The sequence below is a fragment of the Microbulbifer variabilis genome (genome assembly GCF_020524905.1).
Taxonomy (GTDB): domain Bacteria; phylum Pseudomonadota; class Gammaproteobacteria; order Pseudomonadales; family Cellvibrionaceae; genus Microbulbifer; species Microbulbifer variabilis_A.
In genome coordinates, this window is record NZ_JAIVKI010000007.1 from 39,267 (window position 1) to 57,281 (window position 18,015).

The 18,015-nt window shown below is 52.5% G+C and carries 13 protein-coding genes; 7 read left to right on the forward strand and 6 right to left on the reverse strand.

The window, feature by feature from the left end; translation table 11 throughout:
• Nucleotides 1–62 precede the first annotated feature (62 nt).
• Nucleotides 63–1,034 (forward strand): HTH-type transcriptional regulator CysB, encoded by a 972-nt coding sequence (gene cysB, locus LC073_RS09965; RefSeq protein ID WP_226646598.1) that lies wholly within the window; start codon nt 63–65, stop codon nt 1,032–1,034.
• Nucleotides 1,035–1,060: 26 nt separating this feature from the next.
• Here the strand turns inward: cysB and LC073_RS09970 are convergent, their stop codons facing one another.
• The 3 genes from LC073_RS09970 to LC073_RS09980 all read right to left on the reverse strand — a co-directional run bounded on the left by LC073_RS09970 (nt 1,061) and on the right by LC073_RS09980 (nt 3,793).
• Nucleotides 1,061–1,357 carry a hypothetical protein gene (locus tag LC073_RS09970; protein WP_226646599.1) on the reverse strand — a complete coding sequence of 99 codons (297 nt, stop codon included), beginning with the start codon at nt 1,355–1,357 and terminating at the stop codon, nt 1,061–1,063.
• 189 nt (nt 1,358–1,546) lie between these two features.
• Nucleotides 1,547–2,878 (reverse strand): aminodeoxychorismate synthase component I, encoded by a 1,332-nt coding sequence (gene pabB, locus LC073_RS09975; protein ID WP_226646600.1) that lies wholly within the window; start codon nt 2,876–2,878, stop codon nt 1,547–1,549.
• An 87-nt stretch (nt 2,879–2,965) separates the two neighbouring features.
• Complete coding sequence (locus tag LC073_RS09980) at nt 2,966–3,793, reverse strand: pyruvate, water dikinase regulatory protein (protein WP_226646601.1); 828 nt, start codon at nt 3,791–3,793, stop codon at nt 2,966–2,968.
• A 197-nt stretch (nt 3,794–3,990) separates the two neighbouring features.
• Between LC073_RS09980 and ppsA the strand changes: the two genes are divergently transcribed.
• The 3 genes from ppsA to rraA all read left to right on the forward strand — a co-directional run bounded on the left by ppsA (nt 3,991) and on the right by rraA (nt 7,995).
• On the forward strand, nt 3,991–6,354 hold the full coding sequence (gene ppsA / locus LC073_RS09985; RefSeq protein WP_226646602.1) for a phosphoenolpyruvate synthase: 2,364 nt from the start codon (nt 3,991–3,993) through the stop codon (nt 6,352–6,354).
• A gap of 518 nt (nt 6,355–6,872) precedes the next feature.
• Nucleotides 6,873–7,355: a L,D-transpeptidase gene (locus LC073_RS09990; RefSeq protein WP_226646603.1), complete on the forward strand. Its 483-nt coding sequence runs from the start codon at nt 6,873–6,875 to the stop codon at nt 7,353–7,355.
• Between the two features lie 151 nt (nt 7,356–7,506).
• Nucleotides 7,507–7,995, forward strand: coding sequence for a ribonuclease E activity regulator RraA (rraA, locus tag LC073_RS09995; protein WP_226646605.1), 489 nt, complete (start codon nt 7,507–7,509; stop codon nt 7,993–7,995).
• A gap of 106 nt (nt 7,996–8,101) precedes the next feature.
• Here rraA and LC073_RS10000 read toward each other — a convergent pair whose 3' ends face one another.
• Nucleotides 8,102–9,538: a di-heme oxidoredictase family protein gene (locus LC073_RS10000; RefSeq protein ID WP_226646606.1), complete on the reverse strand. Its 1,437-nt coding sequence runs from the start codon at nt 9,536–9,538 to the stop codon at nt 8,102–8,104.
• A 382-nt stretch (nt 9,539–9,920) separates the two neighbouring features.
• Here LC073_RS10000 and LC073_RS10005 point away from each other — a divergent pair, with 382 nt between their 5' ends.
• Together LC073_RS10005 and LC073_RS10010 are read left to right on the forward strand one after the other, a co-directional pair.
• Nucleotides 9,921–12,155, forward strand: a complete 2,235-nt coding sequence (locus LC073_RS10005) for an acyl-CoA dehydrogenase (RefSeq protein WP_226646608.1) — start codon at nt 9,921–9,923, stop codon at nt 12,153–12,155.
• Nucleotides 12,156–12,179: 24 nt separating this feature from the next.
• A complete protein-coding gene (locus tag LC073_RS10010; RefSeq protein ID WP_226646610.1) occupies nt 12,180–14,384 on the forward strand; it encodes an acetyl-CoA hydrolase/transferase C-terminal domain-containing protein in 2,205 nt (734 codons plus the stop codon).
• 7 nt (nt 14,385–14,391) lie between these two features.
• Here LC073_RS10010 and pta read toward each other — a convergent pair whose 3' ends face one another.
• Together pta and LC073_RS10020 are read right to left on the reverse strand one after the other, a co-directional pair.
• The gene (pta, locus tag LC073_RS10015; RefSeq protein ID WP_226646612.1) at nt 14,392–16,557 is read right to left on the reverse strand and encodes a phosphate acetyltransferase; all 2,166 of its coding nucleotides are present in this window, start codon (nt 16,555–16,557) and stop codon (nt 14,392–14,394) included.
• A gap of 2 nt (nt 16,558–16,559) precedes the next feature.
• A complete protein-coding gene (locus LC073_RS10020; protein WP_226646614.1) occupies nt 16,560–17,768 on the reverse strand; it encodes an acetate kinase in 1,209 nt (402 codons plus the stop codon).
• A 41-nt stretch (nt 17,769–17,809) separates the two neighbouring features.
• Here LC073_RS10020 and LC073_RS10025 point away from each other — a divergent pair, with 41 nt between their 5' ends.
• Nucleotides 17,810–18,013 (forward strand): hypothetical protein, encoded by a 204-nt coding sequence (locus LC073_RS10025; RefSeq protein ID WP_226646616.1) that lies wholly within the window; start codon nt 17,810–17,812, stop codon nt 18,011–18,013.
• Nucleotides 18,014–18,015: the final 2 nt, after the last annotated feature.

An 18,015-nucleotide genomic window follows, 5' to 3' on the forward strand; every position in this document is an offset into this window, starting at 1 on the left:
AATTTATCTGTCAGAGTTACACTCGTCCAGGGGCGGAGTGATTGATATCAAAGGGAGGACTTATGAAGCTGCAGCAGTTGCGATATATCTGGGAAGTGGCACATCACGATCTCAACGTTTCTGCTACTGCGCAGAGTCTCTATACCTCCCAGCCGGGTATCAGCAAGCAAATTCGCCTTTTGGAAGATGAGCTTGGAGTGGAAATTTTTGCCCGCAGTGGCAAGCACCTTACCCGGGTGACCCCAGCGGGTGAGGCGATCCTCAAGACCGCTGGCGAAATTATGCGCAAAGTGGAAAATATCAAGCAGGTTGCCCAGGAGTTTAGCAATGACAAGAAGGGCAGCCTAGCTGTTGCGACTACCCACACCCAGGCACGTTACGCGCTGCCTCCGGTTATCAAGCTGTTTATTTCCCGTTATCCGGATGTCTCCTTGCATATGCATCAAGGCACGCCCATGCAAATTTCGGAAATGGCGGCTGATGGCACAGCGGATTTCGCCATTGCCACCGAGGCGCTTGAGCTCTTCAGTGATCTGGTCATGATGCCGGTTTACCGCTGGAACCGCTGTGTTTTGGTGCCAAAAGACCATCCTCTCTGTCATGCGAGCAAGTTGGACCTGGAAGAGGTCGCAAAATACCCGATTGTTACTTACGTGTTTGGCTTTACCGGCCGCTCAAAACTGGATGAGGCCTTTTTGGAGAAGGGGCTTTCCCCTAAAGTGGTATTTACCGCTGCAGATGCGGACGTTATCAAAACCTATGTGCGACTTGGGCTGGGTATTGGCATAGTGGCGGATATGGCGGTGGATGGTGAGGATGAAGATTTAGTTGCCCTTGATGCCAGCAACCTGTTCGAGTCCAGCGTTACGAAGATCGGCTTCCGCAAAGGAATTTTTCTGCGGGGCTTTATGTATGATTTTATCCAGCAATTCGCTCCGCATCTAACCCGGGAGTTGGTGGATCAGGCAGCGCACGCTACTTCCAGGGCAGAAGTGGATGCGCTATTTGCCGATACAGAGCTTCCTATTTATTAATAGCCGCGTTAGCTGTTAGGTGGAGGCTAGGAGGCCTCTGCCTGTTGAATCAGCGGCTGTAACACTTCTTTGGCGAATTTGAAGTAAACGGTGTAAACCTCCGCTTCCTGCCCCTCACGTTCAACCACAAAGAATGGCGCACGATCCACTTTAAAGTGCTGGGCAACCTGTATGCCAGCACTTTGCGGGTCTCGTACATCGGCTATCAAGGTCTGATCGATAAATTTTAGCTGCCCATTCACTTCCAGTTTTTCCTGCACATCGCGGCACTTGGCGCAGGGGGAGCCATCGGCGAGTATTTTTTTGACCAGTGTGATCTTCACGATAAATTCCTTGATCTGGTTAAGCGCTGACATTGGCACTACTGGCATAGAATCTATCAGATGGTCTAATAACTTTGAAATATCAATCCTGGATAGATCTATAACCAAAATCATGTAGCTGGGTTACAGGAAAGCCCGACAGAAAGTGATTCCCTGCGGGCGGGAGGATTGACGCTTGAGGATTGACGCTTAATGTAGGAATTGCTCTGCGGTCTCTAGCAGCAGGTGCACCTTGGCCAAGCACTCGTTGTGTTCTGCTACCGGGTCTGAGTCTGCAACTATACCTCCACCAGCAGCGCAAGTAATGCGGCCATTGCTGGCACTAAAAGTGCGGATAGCAATATTGGTATCGGCGCGACCGCAGCTGCTGATATACCCGATGCTGCCGCAGTAGATGCCCCTTGGACTGCTTTCTAGCTCGCGAATCACCTCCATGGAGCGGCGCTTAGGGGCACCGGTAATGGAGCCGCCGGGAAAGCAGGCTGCCAGGAGATCGCTGTAGGCCGAATCCTCCTGCATTTCCCCCGTCACTACGCTGACCAAATGGTGGACGTTGGCAAAGCTGGCCAGCTGGAACAACTCCGGCACACGCACACTGCCACTGCGGCACAATTTGCTGAAATCATTGCGCAACAGATCCACGATCATCAGGTTTTCCGCGCGATCCTTAGGGCTTCTTTGCAGTGTAAATGCAGCTCGTTGATCCTCCACTGGGTCGGCCGCTCTGGCGGCGGTGCCCTTGATAGGTTCGGTACGCAAGCTGTTGCCATCGGCACGGATAAAGCGCTCTGGTGACAGGCTCAGCAGGCTGCCTTGGGGTAACTCCATAAAAGCGGAAAAGGGGCCGGCTACCCGTCGGCGCAATGCCATATAGGCGCTGAAGAGGTCGCCTTCGTAAGGAGCACTGAAGCGCTGAGTAAAGTTTGCCTGGTAGATATCTCCCGCCGCGATATATTCGAGGATGCGTTCTATGCGCTTTTGATAGTCGGCGGCGCTGAGTTCATGGGCAAATGGCGCCAATAGCCGAAACCCTTCCAGGTCTTGGTCCTGCTCCCATTGCACCGATTTAAAGCGATCGATCAACTCGCGCACCTGCCTGGCTGGGCAGGCTGGGTGGAATACCAAGTGGCTGGAACCCAGCTGGTGGTCTGCGATAAAAGCCCAGCTATAGAGCCCAAAAAAGCCTGCGGGCAGGTCGGTAGGCCGGGTATCCGCCGGCAAATAGTTTCCGCTGGTGCCCAGTTCATAGCCTGCGAAGCCTATCATTCCGCCGCAAAACGGCAGTTGCGAGTCCCGTTCCTGTGGGCAGAGCTCACGACTTAGGTCATCCACTTGAGTGAAAGGCTCACTGTTGTCTGCAGTCAGTTCCAGCGTGTTGAGGGGATCGGCGCTGATAATATCGTAGCGACCACCACTGCTGAGAGGCCGGCCGCTATCGAGCCACACCGGCACTGGAAGATCCGCAATCGCCCGAAAGGCCGCGGCAGAATTGAGTGAATAGGGCAGGGAGACTATTTGCATATCAAAACACGGCAGTCTGGAAGACGGCGCACACTACACACTTTGTCGCGGCGTGAAAAGGGCGGCTGGCCCTTTGGTCAATCCTTATTAGTCAATCCTGCGCTCGATGCCGGCCTGGGACATCAGGCGGGTAGCGAGCTCCTCCACGGAAAGTTGGGTGGCATTGAGGAAGGGCACCTGAGCCCGCCTCAGCATCTGTTCGACTTGGCGCACCTCGAATTCACACTGTTCCATAGAAGCGTAGCGGCTATTGGCGCGTCTTTCCTGTCGAATTTGCATCAGCCGCTTGGGGTCTATGGTGAGGCCGAAGAGTTTTCGGTGGTAGGGACGCAATATCTTGGGCAGGGTGGTGGAGTCCATATCCTCTTCGGTGATGGGGTAATTGGCAGCGCGCAGTCCAAACTGCAAGGCCAAATAAAGGCAGGTGGGAGTTTTGCCGGAGCGAGAGACCCCGAGCAATATCACATCCGCCTGTTCAAATTCACTGATACGGCGGCCGTCGTCATTGTCGATAGCAAAGTGCACCGCCTCAATACGCTCACTGTAGCGCCGGTTGTTGGCAATGCCGTGGGAGACATTGACCGTTTGAGCGGGGTCGCGCCCAAATAAATTGGCCAAAGGTGTCAGGTAGTTCTCGAATACATCCAGCATCAATGCGGGGCTTTGATGCAGTTGCTCGCGAATCTGGTCTGAAACGATGCTGGTAATAATGATGGGTTGCAGGCCGGACTCAAGCGATGCTCTCTCTATGCGCTGGAGGGCTTGCTGAACTTTCTCAGGTGAGTCTATGTAGGGCAGAGTCACCTGCTCGACATGCTGGTCCTGAAACTGAGCCAACAGGCTGTGGCCAATGGCTTCCACGGTAAGGCCGGTTCCATCGGAAATAAAAAAGGCGGTGCGTTTGTCTTTTGCCATGCTGCGTCTCTGTCTGTTGGCGGGACTTTTTTAGTGGCCGCTAGTATAGGGGGGTGGGCTTCAAAGGTCTTATTTTCTGAGTGCTGTGCCGCCTTGTAGAAAATTTACAACATATTGGCCGTTTTTCCTGGGCTATTTTTTACAAGACTCATCCTTATAATCGGCGCCCAACAAACCTGATTTCAGAGGGCCTTCACTTGACGAATTTCACCATCGACTTTGCAAAACTGGGAATGGATGATGTCGACAAGGTCGGCGGTAAAAACGCATCACTCGGCGAGATGATCTCATCTCTGGCCGGTGCTGGTGTGAGTGTACCGGGCGGCTTTGCGACCACAGCGGAGGCCTTTCGGGCTTTCCTTGCCCATGAACAGTTGGAGCAGCGTATCGCCGAGCGCCTGAAAGGACTCGATGTCGGTGATGTTACCGAGCTTGCCAAAGCGGGCGATGAAATTCGCAATTGGATTTTACAGACTCCTTTCCCCGCACAATTGGAAAAAGAAATCCGTGATGGCTATGAAGCCCTGGGTGGCGGTGAGACTGCCGTTGCCGTTCGCTCCTCAGCTACTGCGGAAGACTTGCCGGATGCTTCTTTCGCCGGTCAACAGGAGACCTTCCTGAATATCCGCGGGATCGATGCGGTTCTGATTGCGGTTAAAGAAGTCTTTGCCTCTCTCTATAACGACCGCGCTATTGCCTACCGTGTGCACACGGGTTACGCGGATGTGGGCGTTGCCCTCTCTGCCGGTATCCAGCATATGGTGCGCAGTGAGACTGGTGCTGCCGGTGTGATGTTCACCCTGGATACTGAGAGTGGGTTCCGCGATGTGATCTTTATCACTGCGGCCTTCGGTTTGGGCGAGACCGTTGTTCAGGGTGCCGTGAATCCCGACGAGTTCTACCTCTACAAGCCTGCTTTAGATGCCGGGCGTCCGGCGATCCTGCGTCGCAATCGCGGCAGTAAAGCCATCAAGATGGTGTACGACGAAAGCGGTGAGTGTGGGCGCTCTGTAAAAACCGTTGACGTTGCAGAGGAAGACCGTCAGCGTTTTGCCCTGAATGATGAAGAACTGACCAGCCTGGCAGTACAGGCGCGCAAGATTGAAGAGCATTACGGTCGCCCGATGGATATCGAGTGGGCCAAAGACGGTGATACCGGCAAATTGTTTATTGTGCAGGCACGCCCGGAGACTGTGCGCTCCCGCGATCAGGGTACCAGTATCGAGCGCTACAGCCTGCAGGAGCGCAGCGAAGTGCTGTGTGAGGGGCGTGCTATTGGTCAGCGCATCGGCGCCGGTCGCGTGCGCAAGTTGAAGTCCGTTGAAGATATGGCGGCTATGCAGGACGGCGAGGTCCTGGTGACCGATATGACCGACCCGGATTGGGAGCCGGTTCTGAAGAAAGCCAGCGCAATTGTCACCAACCGCGGCGGACGTACTTGCCACGCGGCGATTATTGCCCGTGAACTGGGAATTCCTGCAGTGGTTGGCTGTGGAAATGCCACCGAGTTATTAGAAAACGGTACTCCAGTAACCGTATCTTGCGCCGAGGGTGATACCGGTTTCGTGATGTCTGGCGAGTTGAATTTCCAGCGTGAGGAGACCGAAGTTTCCGAAATGCCGGACCTGCCTTTCAAAATCATGCTCAACGTGGGCAACCCGGATCGCGCTTTTGCCTTCAGCCACCTGCCCAATCAGGGTGTTGGCCTGGCGCGTCTAGAATTTATTCTGAACCGCATGATTGGTATTCACCCGAAAGCGCTGCTTGAGCTGGATAGTTTGCCAGAAGATCTGCAACAGAATATCCGTGAGCGCATCGGCGGCTACGCTTCCCCGGAAGACTTTATTGTCGAGAAGTTGGTGGAAGGTATCGCTACACTGGCCGCGGCTTTTGCGCCCAATCGTGTGATCGTACGTTTGTCAGACTTTAAGTCCAACGAATATGCACACCTGGTAGGTGGCCAGCTGTACGAGCCCAGCGAAGAGAACCCGATGCTCGGTTTCCGCGGTGCGGCCCGTTACCGCTCCGAAGATTTCCGTCAGTGTTTTGCCCTGGAATGTCGCGCGCTGAAGAAAGTGCGCGACGAGATGGGCCTGACCAACGTGGAGATCATGGTGCCCTTCGTGCGCACCCCGGAAGAGGCGGAAGAGGTGGTTGGCCTGCTCGCCGAGAATGGCTTGCGCCGCGGCGAGGCTGGCCTCAAGGTCATCATGATGTGCGAACTGCCTTCGAATGCCCTACTGGCTGAAGAGTTCCTGCAGCATTTTGACGGTTTCTCTATCGGTTCCAATGACCTGACCCAGCTTACCCTGGGCCTGGATCGGGATTCCGGCCTGGTGGCTGACCTGTTCGATGAGCGAAACCCTGCGGTGAAGGCTCTACTGTCTCGTGCCATTCAGGCCTGTAAGAAAGCCGGTAAATATGTGGGTATCTGTGGTCAGGGGCCATCTGACCACAAAGACTTCGCCCGTTGGTTGATGGATGAGGGGATCGACAGTGTTTCCCTGAATCCGGATACCGCTGTGGATACCTGGCTATTTTTGGCTAACGAAGAAGCCTAATTTCCTATTAAAGCGGCCCTTTCGGGCCGCTTTTTCTATTTCAACACCTATTCTGCGGCTGTGGTTTTTTTTACTGGGGCCTATTGCGCATTTGCCCAAAAATTAGACTCCTGTTGCCGCTTCCTTCGATAACTTCGGATTTTATCCTGCTATTTCTGTGTGAGTTTTGCAGATCACACGCTACCGAAAAAATTCAAAACTCTATGGCTTCCCTGCCGAGAGAAGAATTCATTCTAAGTCTTACCACCAGCCTCAATAGAATCAGAAGAGTCCTGAGGCAGCGCGTTAATAAAAAAATCTAGCGCAATTTGCTTTGGTGCTGATTCACCTGCAGGGGTAAATCCCCCGGTGTTGAAGTTTAAGTGGGGCCAGTAGGGCTGTTTCCCTCTCCGCCCACTTTGGCAGAACAGAGAAAGTTATTGAGGTGAGCTATGCATACGAGCAGACAGTTACAGATCCCAATATGGCATATTTTTCTGATGTTATGTCTCCTGGCATTACTCGCAGTACCTCCCGCAATGGCAAAGCCCCGCGGTGGTAACTGGTTTGATGATCGCGCTGCCGCCAGGGGAGGGAGTGCCTCAATCAGAATTGATTTGAGTGAACAACGCGCATACCTCTACAAAGGCGGTAAGTTGGTTGGGGTATCAAGAATTTCTTCAGGGAAGCGGGGCTATGGCACGCGGCCAGGACATTTCCGTGTACTTTCCAAGCATCCAAATCACCGCTCAACAGTCTATGGCAGCTATGTAGATAGACGCACGGGACGTGTGGTGAGATCCAATGTGAATACCCGTAAACACCGCCGTCCTGCCGGTACCGTGTATCGCGGTGCGAAAATGAATAACTACATTCGTTTTAATGGCGGTATTGGGATGCATGCATCAGGCAATGTGCCCGGATACCCGGCCTCTCACGGTTGTGTGCGCATGCCGCCACATATGGCGAGTAAATTTTATCGCCATGTACGTGTAGGTACACCGGTTCGTGTCACACACTAAAAATTGCGTCACACATAAAACAGTTTTGTAGCAGCGAAGCCTTGGCCGGGTATTATCTACAGAGGTGATACCCGGTATTTATTTGTTGGCCTGCCACCAGAGTTCCAGTGCCGCTATCATCATTTTTTATGGAATGATTGCGAGAGGAATTATGTCAATTTCAACCCCCGATTTGTGTGATACCCACGGCGATTCAGTACAAGTGGTTGAGCCGATGTTTATCAATTACGGTGGTCGTGACAGTTTCGGCGGTCAAATTGTAACCATCAAGTGTTTCGAAGATAACTCCCTGGTGCGTGAGCTGGTTGCAGAACCTGGGCGGGGCAAAGTTTTGGTGGTCGATGCGGGCGGTTCCATGCGCCGTGCCTGTCTTGGGGATATGCTCGCCGAGAAGGCGGTAGCCAATGGTTGGGAAGGCATTGTGATGTATGGCTGTATCCGTGATGTCGATCAGATTTCGGCGCTGGATTTGGGGGTGCAGGCCCTGGGTACGCACCCTATGAAAACTGAAAAAAAAGGTATTGGCGAGCGGGATCTGGAAGTGACTTTCGGCGGTGTGACCTTCCGCCCAGGCGATTATCTCTATGGAGATAACAACGGCATCATTGTTGCGCAAAAATGCCTAATGCCTAATGCCTAATGCCTAATGCCTAATGCCTAATGTAAGTACAGCCTCAATGAGTACTTGTTAAATAAAAATGCCCACGGCAACTAAGCCGCTGTGGGCATTTTTCCTAAGGACCCTTTTATCGATTGTTTAAATCAGAAACCGGGTCCTTCGGCATGCGCAGTGACATCAGAAAATAAAGGATTTTATTTTTGTCTTCATCGCTTAGATTCTGGAAATTTTCTGCGGCATAGCCGGCATCACTACCGGGATTATCATGTAACAGTATGGCTTCTACCAAGGTGAGTGCACGGCCATCGTGCATATAGGGCGCTGTGTCTGCAACCCCCCACAGTCGTGCGGTAATAAACTCCCTGTTTTGTACCTCATCCTGGAAGAAAGCGGTTTCAGATAGTGCGATGCCCATGTCATGGCGTTTGAGATCCGAGAACATTTCCACTTCAATTCCAGCACCAAAGATAGATTTAAAAATTGTGGGGGGCTTACTCAGGTCCACCTCATAGAAAGTATCTTCAAATGGTGCTTCAGGAGAGCCTGTTAGCTTGTAGGGTAACCTTCTGCGTTCAGTGGTCATAACGGGACGGTGACAGTCGGCACAGCCAACTTGACGGAACAATTTGCGGCCATCGTTATTTTTTGTGGACTCTATTTGGAAGGGGCGGTCCAGAGTGGTTACAAAAATACTAATTGCGGAAAGGTCACCGATAGATATTTCATTGGTGACACCATCATTGTCCTCGTCGGCATCCTCACCACCAAATTTTTCCGTCGCTTGCATACCCATGTGAAAAGAAAGGGCGTTCATAGCGAATTCACGGGCTGATGCAACATCTCCCTTCCTGCCAAAAGGTCGTACGACCAAATCCTCATCGACACCTTCCACATTGCTGGTATCCAAATTGCCATCCTCATCGGCAACGATGGTGCCAAAATTAACGGATTTGGTATCCAGGCTGACAACCGTTCCTGGATTGTCCAGGGCATTTTGCTTGAGAGCTTGTAGCTCAAAGGTCATTTCTCTAGCTACTAACTCAATGCCCCCGGTGCCAAATAAAAAGAGGGGATTGATCAGGCGGCCATCATATTCGGCAGTTCCATCAAAGCTTTCGTCAATGACATCAATATTCACCGGGCGCAGCATTGCACTGGTACTAAATCCGCCGCCGCCACCAATACCCATTGTGGGCGGTACAGTTCTGTTACTTACAATGCTATGGCATTCCAGGCAGTTCTGAGAGTCGAGGCCATTGACGCGCAAAAAGGTGCCATTGCCCTGTAAAGTCGGCCGATTACCTGCGTCGGGGGAGTGGTTATCGGGCTGGGATTCATCGTGGGGACCATCACCGTAACCATCATAGCGATTAAAGGGGGTGCTAAAAATTAACATTCCTGCCTGGCGAATTTCATCCAGGGTTAGCTCTCCCTCCACAATTTGCCCCTGGGTGATTCTATCTTCCGGGGCTAACCGGGGGCCTTCTCCCACCAGATTGGCGAAGAGCAGTGTGGGGGTTAGTAGTCCGACACCGGCAAGTGAGTTCACAAGAGTCTGCTTCATACGAGCATCCTAAATTCAATGCTTTATCTCAACTGATCCAGAGCTTCATTTGCGGCGTCCATTCCATCTCTCTAAATATAGGTAGTATTTCCCAGGGATATCGCGACAACTGGCGCCTCATGCATCTTTATGACGTATAAATCACGGGTTTTCTTGGGCGCCGGCTGGTTAATGGGGCTCTTGATAAGACCTTGATGTGAAGAAATCGCCGTAAGGTGGGGCTTGAATGCCATATCTGAAACTTTTTGCTGCTGAGACCCTGCGGAACTATTCCGCGGCTCCTTAAGTCCATTCGTTGCCTATCATTGTCTTTTGAAATAACACCATGGCTTCTGGTAAGTGGCAGGGTACTTCGCCGCTACGGATACTACGGAAGGTAAAAATGAGCGAACTGCGCAAGAAATTCTTCACCAAACCCCTGCTAAACATCATCAAGAGGGTTTTGCCGCCAATATCGCAAACTGAGCGGGAGGCAATGGAGGCAGGAGAGGTTTGGTGGGATGCCCAGTTACTTTCCGGTAAGCCGGACTGGAAGCAACTTCTCGATATGGGGCCGCCGGAGCTGAGTGAGGAGGAGCAGGCCTTTCTCGATGGGCCTGTCGAAGAGCTTTGCAAGATGGTCAATGATTGGCGGATCAGTTTTGTCGATCACGATATTCCAGAACCTGTATGGGAATTCCTGCGAAAAAACCGCTTTTTCGGCATCATCATTCCTAAAAAATATGGCGGCCTCGGCTTTTCCCCCACCGCGCACGCTGAAATTGTGACCAAAATTTCCACACGCAGTAACACAGTGGGTGTGACGGTCATGGTGCCCAATTCCCTGGGGCCAGGCGAATTACTGCTTGCTCATGGCACCCAGGAGCAAAAAGACTACTATCTGCCCCGACTTGCCGATGGCACGGATATTCCCTGTTTCGGGCTTACCAGCCCTCAGGCGGGTTCCGATGCTGCCGCCATGATCGACCATGGAGAGGTTTGTTACGGCGACTACAAGGGGGAAAAAGTGTTGGGTATGCGCGTCAACTGGCACAAGCGCTATATCACCCTGGGGCCGATCGCTACGATTTTGGGACTCGCCTTTAAACTGTACGACCCGGAGCATATTCTCGGCGATAAAGAGGAGCTGGGGATTACTGTGGCGCTTGTTCCTACCGATACCGAAGGTGTGACTATTGGTCAGCGCCATCTTCCCGCAATGCAGGCGTTCCAAAATGGCCCCAACTGGGGAAAAGACGTTTTCATTCCCATGGAGTGGATTATTGGCGGTCAGGAGAATGTCGGTAAGGGCTGGGAAATGTTGATGAGCGCCTTGGCTGCGGGGAGGGGAATTTCACTTCCCTCACTTTCCACTGGCGGTGCCAAGATGGCTGCGAGGACCACCGGCGCCTATGCCCGTATACGCGAACAATTCAATATTCCCGTAGGGCGCTTTGAAGGGGTACAGCGGCGCTTGGCGGAAATTGCCGCTATTGCCTACGTGCTCGATAGTGCCCACAAAACAACCACCAGGGCGCTGGATGACGGTATTAAACCTGCGGTCATTACCGCAATCATGAAAGCCAGTGCAACGGGAGGGTTACGCCAAGCCATTGACGATGCCATGGATATCCATGCGGGTAAGGCGATAATGGATGGGCCATTAAATTATTTGGGCAATGCCTATCGCGCCGTTCCAGTGGCGATTACGGTAGAAGGCGCAAACCTATTAACGCGCAGCTTGATGATCTTTGGCCAGGGGGCGATACGCTGCCACCCCTATATACTCGATGAGATGCTCGCTGCTGAAAACCCCGATACAGAAGAGGGGTTGGAGCAATTGGATAAGCTGTTACCGAAACACATGTGGTTCCAGGTCAAAACGCTGCTGCGCGGGGTATTTCATGGTTGGACCGTTGGGCTTTTTGCCAGCAGCCCACGCAATGTCGGGGGTGCGGCAAAGTATTTCCGTCAGATCAATCGCTATTCGGCTGTGCTGACTTTGGTTACAGAAGTCTCTCTGATTACCTTGGGCGGAGAGCTGAAAAGAAAAGAATTGATATCGTCCCGCCTCGGCGATGTACTCAGCCAACTCTATCTGCTGAGCTGTACCCTCAAGCGATTCTATGATGACGGCAGCCCAAAAGATGATTTGCCGTTGTTGGAATACGCTATGCGCGATGGCTTGCACAAAATTGAAGTTCAGCTGCTGGAAGTCTTTCAGAATTTCCCGCGCCCATTCTTTGGCCAACTGATGCATTTTCTCACCATGCCTTGGGGGCACAGTATTCACACAGCCTCGGATCGCCAGGCCCGGGCTTGTGCAGAGTTGCTGCTGAACCCATCTAAAACTCGGGACCGTTTAACTCGCGGCGTTTTCCTTGGCAACCCTGGAGATGGGATCGATATTGTCGAGCAGGCTTTTGATAAAGTCTGTGCATCCGAACGTGCCCGGGAGAAACTGAAAAAAGGTGGTATTCGCACTCTCAGTCGTGAGTCAGTAAAAGAAGGGCTGCAACGTAACTTGATTAGTAGTGAAGAGGCGGATGCCCTTCGGGAAGCCGCAGATGCGGTTGACAAGGCTATTCAGGTCGATCATTTCGATCACTTGGCCAGGGAGGCAGGGCAAATTCAATAGCGCCTCGAGAGAAACCAGGTTTCCATGGAAGAGTCTCCCAATAAAGTCCCCCAACGCTTTACCGCTGTTGAGGCGTGTATCGATGCACTCTTGCAAAAGGTCGGTAAAAAAATTGTATTGGGGTTGCCACTGGGGCTGGGAAAAGCCAATCACTTTGCCAATGCCCTCTACGCACGTGCTGCTGCCGATCCATCTATCTCCCTGACCATCTTTACCGCGCTCACTCTCGAGCGGCCCAGGGGTGATAGTGATATCACTCGTCGATTTGTACAACCACTGCTGGATCGTCTCTACAGTCATTATCAGGATCTCGGCTATGTGGCGGCACGGAGAAAAGGGCAACTACCCGATAATGTTGCGGTGATAGAGTTTTTTATGGAGCCCGGTGCCTTACTGGGTAATCACTATGCGCAGCAGCATTATGTCAGCACCAATTATACCGAGGTGCCCGCTGAGCTCTTGCGTAATGGTATTAATGTGATCGCGCAAATGGTATCGCCCTCAGCAATGGGGGATAAGTTCAGTTTGAGTTGTAATCCGGATCTGACTCTACCGCTTTTAAAACTGGCCTCAGAACGCAAAGAAAAGCCATTATTTTTGCTTGGAGAAGTGAATCCCCAGTTGCCTTATATGCCCGGTAGCAGTGAGCTTGCTGAAGCGGATTTTGATTTTTTACTCGAAGGGGAGACCTTTGATACCCCATTATTTCCCGCTCCCTCAATGCCGGTGAGTTTTACTGAGTACGCTATTGCTTTTCATATTGCCAGCCTGATTGCTGATGGTGGCACATTGCAAGTGGGTATCGGTGCACTGGGCGATGCGGTTTGTCATGTACTGCGGCTGCGCCATAAAGACAACAAGTTGTTCTCTCGTTTGCTGGAAGAACTGATCGGGACCGAACTGCCTTCTTATCGGGAAAGTCTGCCTCTGCAAATAGCACCTTTTCAACGGGGGCTTTATGGTGCCAGTGAAATGGTTCCTCATGGCTTTTTGCATCTGCGCAGGGCAGGGGTTTTGATACGCGAAGTTTTTGGCGATGCGGCGCTGCAGGAGCTGTTGGATTCCGACAGCATCACCCACACGGTGAATGAGGAGACATTACTTGCTCTCCAGAAGTGCGGCCGTATCCACTGTCCGTTAACCACTGAAGATACGGAGTTTCTACAACGCTTCGGTATTGTGGATCCGAGTTACAGTTGGCGCGGTCACAAGTTGCTGACGCCCGATGGTGAGGAAGAGGAGTGCGATCTGCACAGTGAGCACGGCCGACGGCGTCTGATCGGCGGTTGTCTGAATAACAAACTGAAAGGGGGTATCTGGCTACACGGTGGTTTTTATTTAGGCCCTGAGGTGATGTATCGGGAATTGCGCGATCTGGCCCCCGTCGAGCGGGCCGGTATCGATATGACCTCCATTGATTACACTAATGATCTGCAAGGTCAGCAGATGCTAAAGCGTGCCCAGCGTAAACACGCTCGCTTTGTAAATTCAGCGATGATGGTGACATTGGGCGGGGCAGTTATTTCCGATGCCTTAGTAGATAACCAGGTAGTTAGCGGCGTTGGGGGGCAATATAATTTTGTGGCACAGGCGTTCGCACTCCCCGAAGCTCGCTCTATCATTGCACTGCCGAGTACACGCGTTCGCGACGGAATTTGTGAAAGTAATATTGTGTGGGAATACCCTCATACCACTATACCCAGACATTTGCGGGATATCGTGGTGACCGAATACGGAGCGGTGGATCTGCGCGGTAAGACGGATCGGGATGTGATGATCTCTATGCTCAGTATTTGCGATACTCGATTCCAGGCTGTGTTGCTGGAACAGGCCAAGTACGCGGGCAAAATTGAAAAGGGTTTTGCTATTCCGGCCGAGTTTAATCGGAATACTCCAGAGCATATTGCCGGGATTTTCTCCGATGAAAAATCCCTTTCTATGCTGCCTTATTATCCATTGGGTACGGACTTTACTGATGAAGAGGGATTATTGGCCGTTGCGCTCCAACAATTGAGAGCTGCCGACCGCAGTTGGTGGCGAATGCTGATGATGGTGATCAAAGGGCGTAAGGTATGGCGAGACAGGTCTGAGAAGTTGACTTTTATCCACCGCTGCCTGGAACGTATGGGGTGCGATCAGTCCGATACTTATGAGCACCGCTTGGAGGCCTATGTCATTGCCGCTGCGCTGCATGATTATATTGACTCCCGCCGTCCTCTCAGTGGTTAGGAGTCAGTTATTGTTCAGAGAGGCGCTGTTGACGTTGTTGGGCCTGAATAGCAGTAAGGGCAATGGTGTAGACAATGTCGTCCACCAGGGCACCGCGGGAAAGGTCATTCACTGGTTTGCGCAATCCTTGCAACATGGGGCCAATACTGACTAAGTCCGCACTGCGCTGTACAGCTTTATAAGTCGTGTTACCGGTATTTAGGTCGGGAAAAATAAAAACGGTGGCACGGCCGGCAACTGGACTCTCTGGCGCTTTTTGTTTGGCCACATTTTCGATGAGCGCCGCGTCGTATTGCAGCGGTCCATCAATAACCAGCTTGGGCCTCCTTTCCCTGGCGATTCGTGTTGCTTCCCGCACTTTGTCCACGTCTAACCCAGTCCCTGAGGTACCGGTGGAATAACTGATCATCGCCACACGGGGTTCGATACCAAAAGCTGCTGCTGAGTCTGCTGATTGAATGGCAATAGCGGCCAGTTGGCTGGCGTTGGGATCGGGATTAATCGCACAGTCCCCGTATACCAATACTTGCTCTGGTAGAAGCATAAAGAAAATTGAAGAAACCAGTTCTTCACCTGGGGCTGCTTTGATTAATTGCAGAGCGGGGCGGATGGTATTGGCGGTGGTGTGGATGGCGCCTGAAACCAAGCCATCTACCTGGTCCAAAGCCAGCATCATAGTGCCCAATACCACATTGTCTTGCAGTTGTTCTTTCGCGACTACCTGGGTGAGCCCTTTGTTTTTACGCAAAGCCACCATGGGCTCAATATAATTTTCCCTGACATCCTCCGGCTTGATGATTTCTATCTTGTTATTGAGTTTAAGGCCCTGTTGCTCGGCAACTCGTTGGATAGTATCAGCTCTCCCCAGTAGTATGGGTTGCGCAATACCGCGGTCTACACAAGCCAGAGCCGCGCGAATTGTGCGAGGCTCTTCTCCCTCCGGTAGTACTATGCGCTTTAGTGCCCGTCGTGCCAGCTCTGTCAGGTGGTAGCGAAAAGCTGGGGGTGCCATGCGGCGCGGCCGCTGGGAGACCTGACTAAGGGATTGCACCCAGTTATTATCCAGGTGGCTTGCGAAAAAATCCTGTACCCTGTTTACCCGCTCGCGATCATCCGCAGGGGTACGCAGGTTAAAAGACTGCAGTTCCATAACGGTATGCCAGGTGTTGGAGCCAACCAGCATTACCGGCAGGCCGGTCTCCATGGCTGGGGTGCAAAGTTTCTGTACACCGCGATCTAGTCGGTAGCCTCCGGTCAATAGTAAACAACCAATCTTTACACCATTCATTGCCGCCAAACTGGCCCCAACCATGACATCGGGCCTATCGGCGGAGGTGACCAGCAGGGCACCGGGAGAAAAACGGTGCAACATATTGGGGAGTGATCGAGAGCAGAAGGTCACACTGCGTAAACGGCGACTTTCCAATTCTCCACGGTTGATCAACTGTGCATTGAAGTGCCGGGCGAGATCCAGTGCGCGGGGTGCCAATAGCTGTGCGTTCCAGGGAATAGCGCCGACAATACGTAAGGGGATCTGACGGTAGAGGGATTTGCGGTCGATAGTTGCGGAGCTGGGTTCCTGCTGGGCGCCCACCGAGATAAAGTGACCGCCGGGTGGGTCGGTTATGTGGGGAGGAGCATCCAGCTTATTGATAATGCAGCCCACCACCGGGTTGGATGGACCCTCCCCAAATGATTGCATAGCAAACTGCAGGCGCTCTTTAAGCTGACGGATATTGCCCGTGTGCAGGCTGGCAACCAGAACTACTTCTGCATCCAGGGTTTTTGCCACTTGGCAGTTTAACTGATCTGCATATTGGTTGAGCCCGCCGGGTAAAAGACCCTCCACAACGATGACATCCGCCGCTGGAAAACTGCTACGGTAGCGAGCCAATATTTTTTCCTGCAACTCCGCGGTATCACCTGCGGCAATCATGGCTTCCGCTTGCTGCACGCTGATGGAAGGGGGAATATCCAGCTTAGTGGTTTGTCGCAAAATCTCGGTTGTTCTCTCGGTGGCGCCATCGCGGGAAGGAGGTTCACTGACAGGCTTAAAAAACTGGGTTTCCACGCGGTTGCGCTCCAGTGCCCGTATCAAGCCCAAGCTTACCGAGGTGATACCCACGCCCATTTCCAGTGGGATCAGCATCAGGGTGCGCGCATTGTGCGACATCTTTAAGACGCCCTGCTCGCAATGCGAATGGTGTCGCGAGCAATTACCCATTCCTCCCGAGTGGGTATGACAAAGATATCTGGTGTCCCGACTTTGGAAATTCGCCCCTCGGCATCGAAGCGGATTTTTTCATTACACTCTTCGTCTAGTTGGTAGCCGAACTGGCTGAGCCAGCCTGTGGTTTCTCGGCGCACCCAGGCCGAGTTTTCGCCGATTCCTCCGGTGAAGACCAGGCTGTCAACGCGCGTCAAGGGGACCGTGTAAGCCGCGATATATTTGGCCAGCCGATAACAAAAAATTTTAAGGGCTAGGCTTGCACCGGCGTGGCCTTTTGCCATGGCTTCTTCAAGCTCACGACAGTCATTGCTCAGTTCAGATATTCCGAGCAAACCACTGTTGCGATTGAGCAACTGTTCAAGCTCCGCCAGGGAGTAATCCAAGGCTTCGCCTAAATGAAGTAACAGGCCTGGGTCCAGGTCCCCACAGCGACTACCCATCACCAGCCCTTCGAGTGGGGTCAACCCCATGCTGGTATCAACACTCTGCCCGCCCTTTATGGCGCAGAGGGAGGCCCCATTGCCCAGGTGAGCGGAGATGACATTGATGTTGTTAATGGGTTTCTTCAATAACTCCGCACTGCGTTCGCCAATATAGCGATGACTGCTGCCATGCATGCCGTAGCGGCGCAGGTGATGATCTCGGTAAAAGCGGAAGGGCAGGGCGTAGAGGTAGGCGTAATCCGGTAAGCTCTGGTGGAAGGCGGTATCGAATACCGCTACCTGGGGCAGTTCAGGAAAGGCGACTAATGAGGCCTGAATGCCTTGCAGAGCGGCGGGGTTGTGTAGAGGTGCCAGTTCACAGCAGGCCCTTATGGCCGATAGCACATTGGTATCTATCGGTGCGGAATCTGCGAACAGTTCGCCACCGTGAACCACCCGGTGGCCAATGGCCACAAGATGATTGCGTAATTCTGACCATGGGTCGGCGAAGCGTTCTACCAGGGCACCGATAACGCTGTCATAGTCATCACCTGGTGAGAGGGGTTGCTTGCCCTCTTTATTGCAATACAGCCATTTGAGCACCGCTGAAGATGTATTTAGTGCATCGGCCTGGCCATTTAAATGTTCCTCGCCACTTGCGGGGTCAATTGCGGAGAATTTGAGGGAGGAACTACCGCAATTGAAGATCAGAACAAGGTTTTGACCAGACATAGGCATTGCGCACCATAGCGTGTATACCCTAAGGCTAGCTAATGTGGCGTAAAAATCCTTTATTGGAGGGGAATAAGATGGGGAGTAAAAAAAGGGCCGCGATTGCGGCCCGAGTTCTAAATGCAGATATAAAAGCGCAGTTTACACAACTGTTCTTCTTCGGCGGATTCATTGCCTCGGGTCAATGGGACCTGGCGGAAAATCCTGAAGAAAAAGGCGGCTTGCGCCGCCTTGAAAATACCTGAAG

Excerpts from the sequence above, each read along its gene's own strand:
- pabB (WP_226646600.1), bottom strand. The coding sequence starts at position 2,878 with ATGCAAATAGTCTCCCTGCCCTATTCACTCAATTCTGCCGCGGCCTTT.
- LC073_RS10000 (WP_226646606.1), bottom strand. The coding sequence starts at position 9,538 with ATGAAGCAGACTCTTGTGAACTCACTTGCCGGTGTCGGACTACTAACC.
- LC073_RS09980 (WP_226646601.1), bottom strand. The coding sequence starts at position 3,793 with ATGGCAAAAGACAAACGCACCGCCTTTTTTATTTCCGATGGAACCGGC.
- rraA (WP_226646605.1), top strand. The coding sequence starts at position 7,507 with ATGTCAATTTCAACCCCCGATTTGTGTGATACCCACGGCGATTCAGTA.
- LC073_RS09990 (WP_226646603.1), top strand. The coding sequence starts at position 6,873 with ATGGCAAAGCCCCGCGGTGGTAACTGGTTTGATGATCGCGCTGCCGCC.
- cysB (WP_226646598.1), top strand. The coding sequence starts at position 63 with ATGAAGCTGCAGCAGTTGCGATATATCTGGGAAGTGGCACATCACGAT.
- LC073_RS10020 (WP_226646614.1), bottom strand. The coding sequence starts at position 17,768 with ATGTCTGGTCAAAACCTTGTTCTGATCTTCAATTGCGGTAGTTCCTCC.
- LC073_RS10005 (WP_226646608.1), top strand. The coding sequence starts at position 9,921 with ATGAGCGAACTGCGCAAGAAATTCTTCACCAAACCCCTGCTAAACATC.
- LC073_RS10025 (WP_226646616.1), top strand. The coding sequence starts at position 17,810 with ATGTGGCGTAAAAATCCTTTATTGGAGGGGAATAAGATGGGGAGTAAA.
- LC073_RS10010 (WP_226646610.1), top strand. The coding sequence starts at position 12,180 with ATGGAAGAGTCTCCCAATAAAGTCCCCCAACGCTTTACCGCTGTTGAG.
- pta (WP_226646612.1), bottom strand. The coding sequence starts at position 16,557 with ATGTCGCACAATGCGCGCACCCTGATGCTGATCCCACTGGAAATGGGC.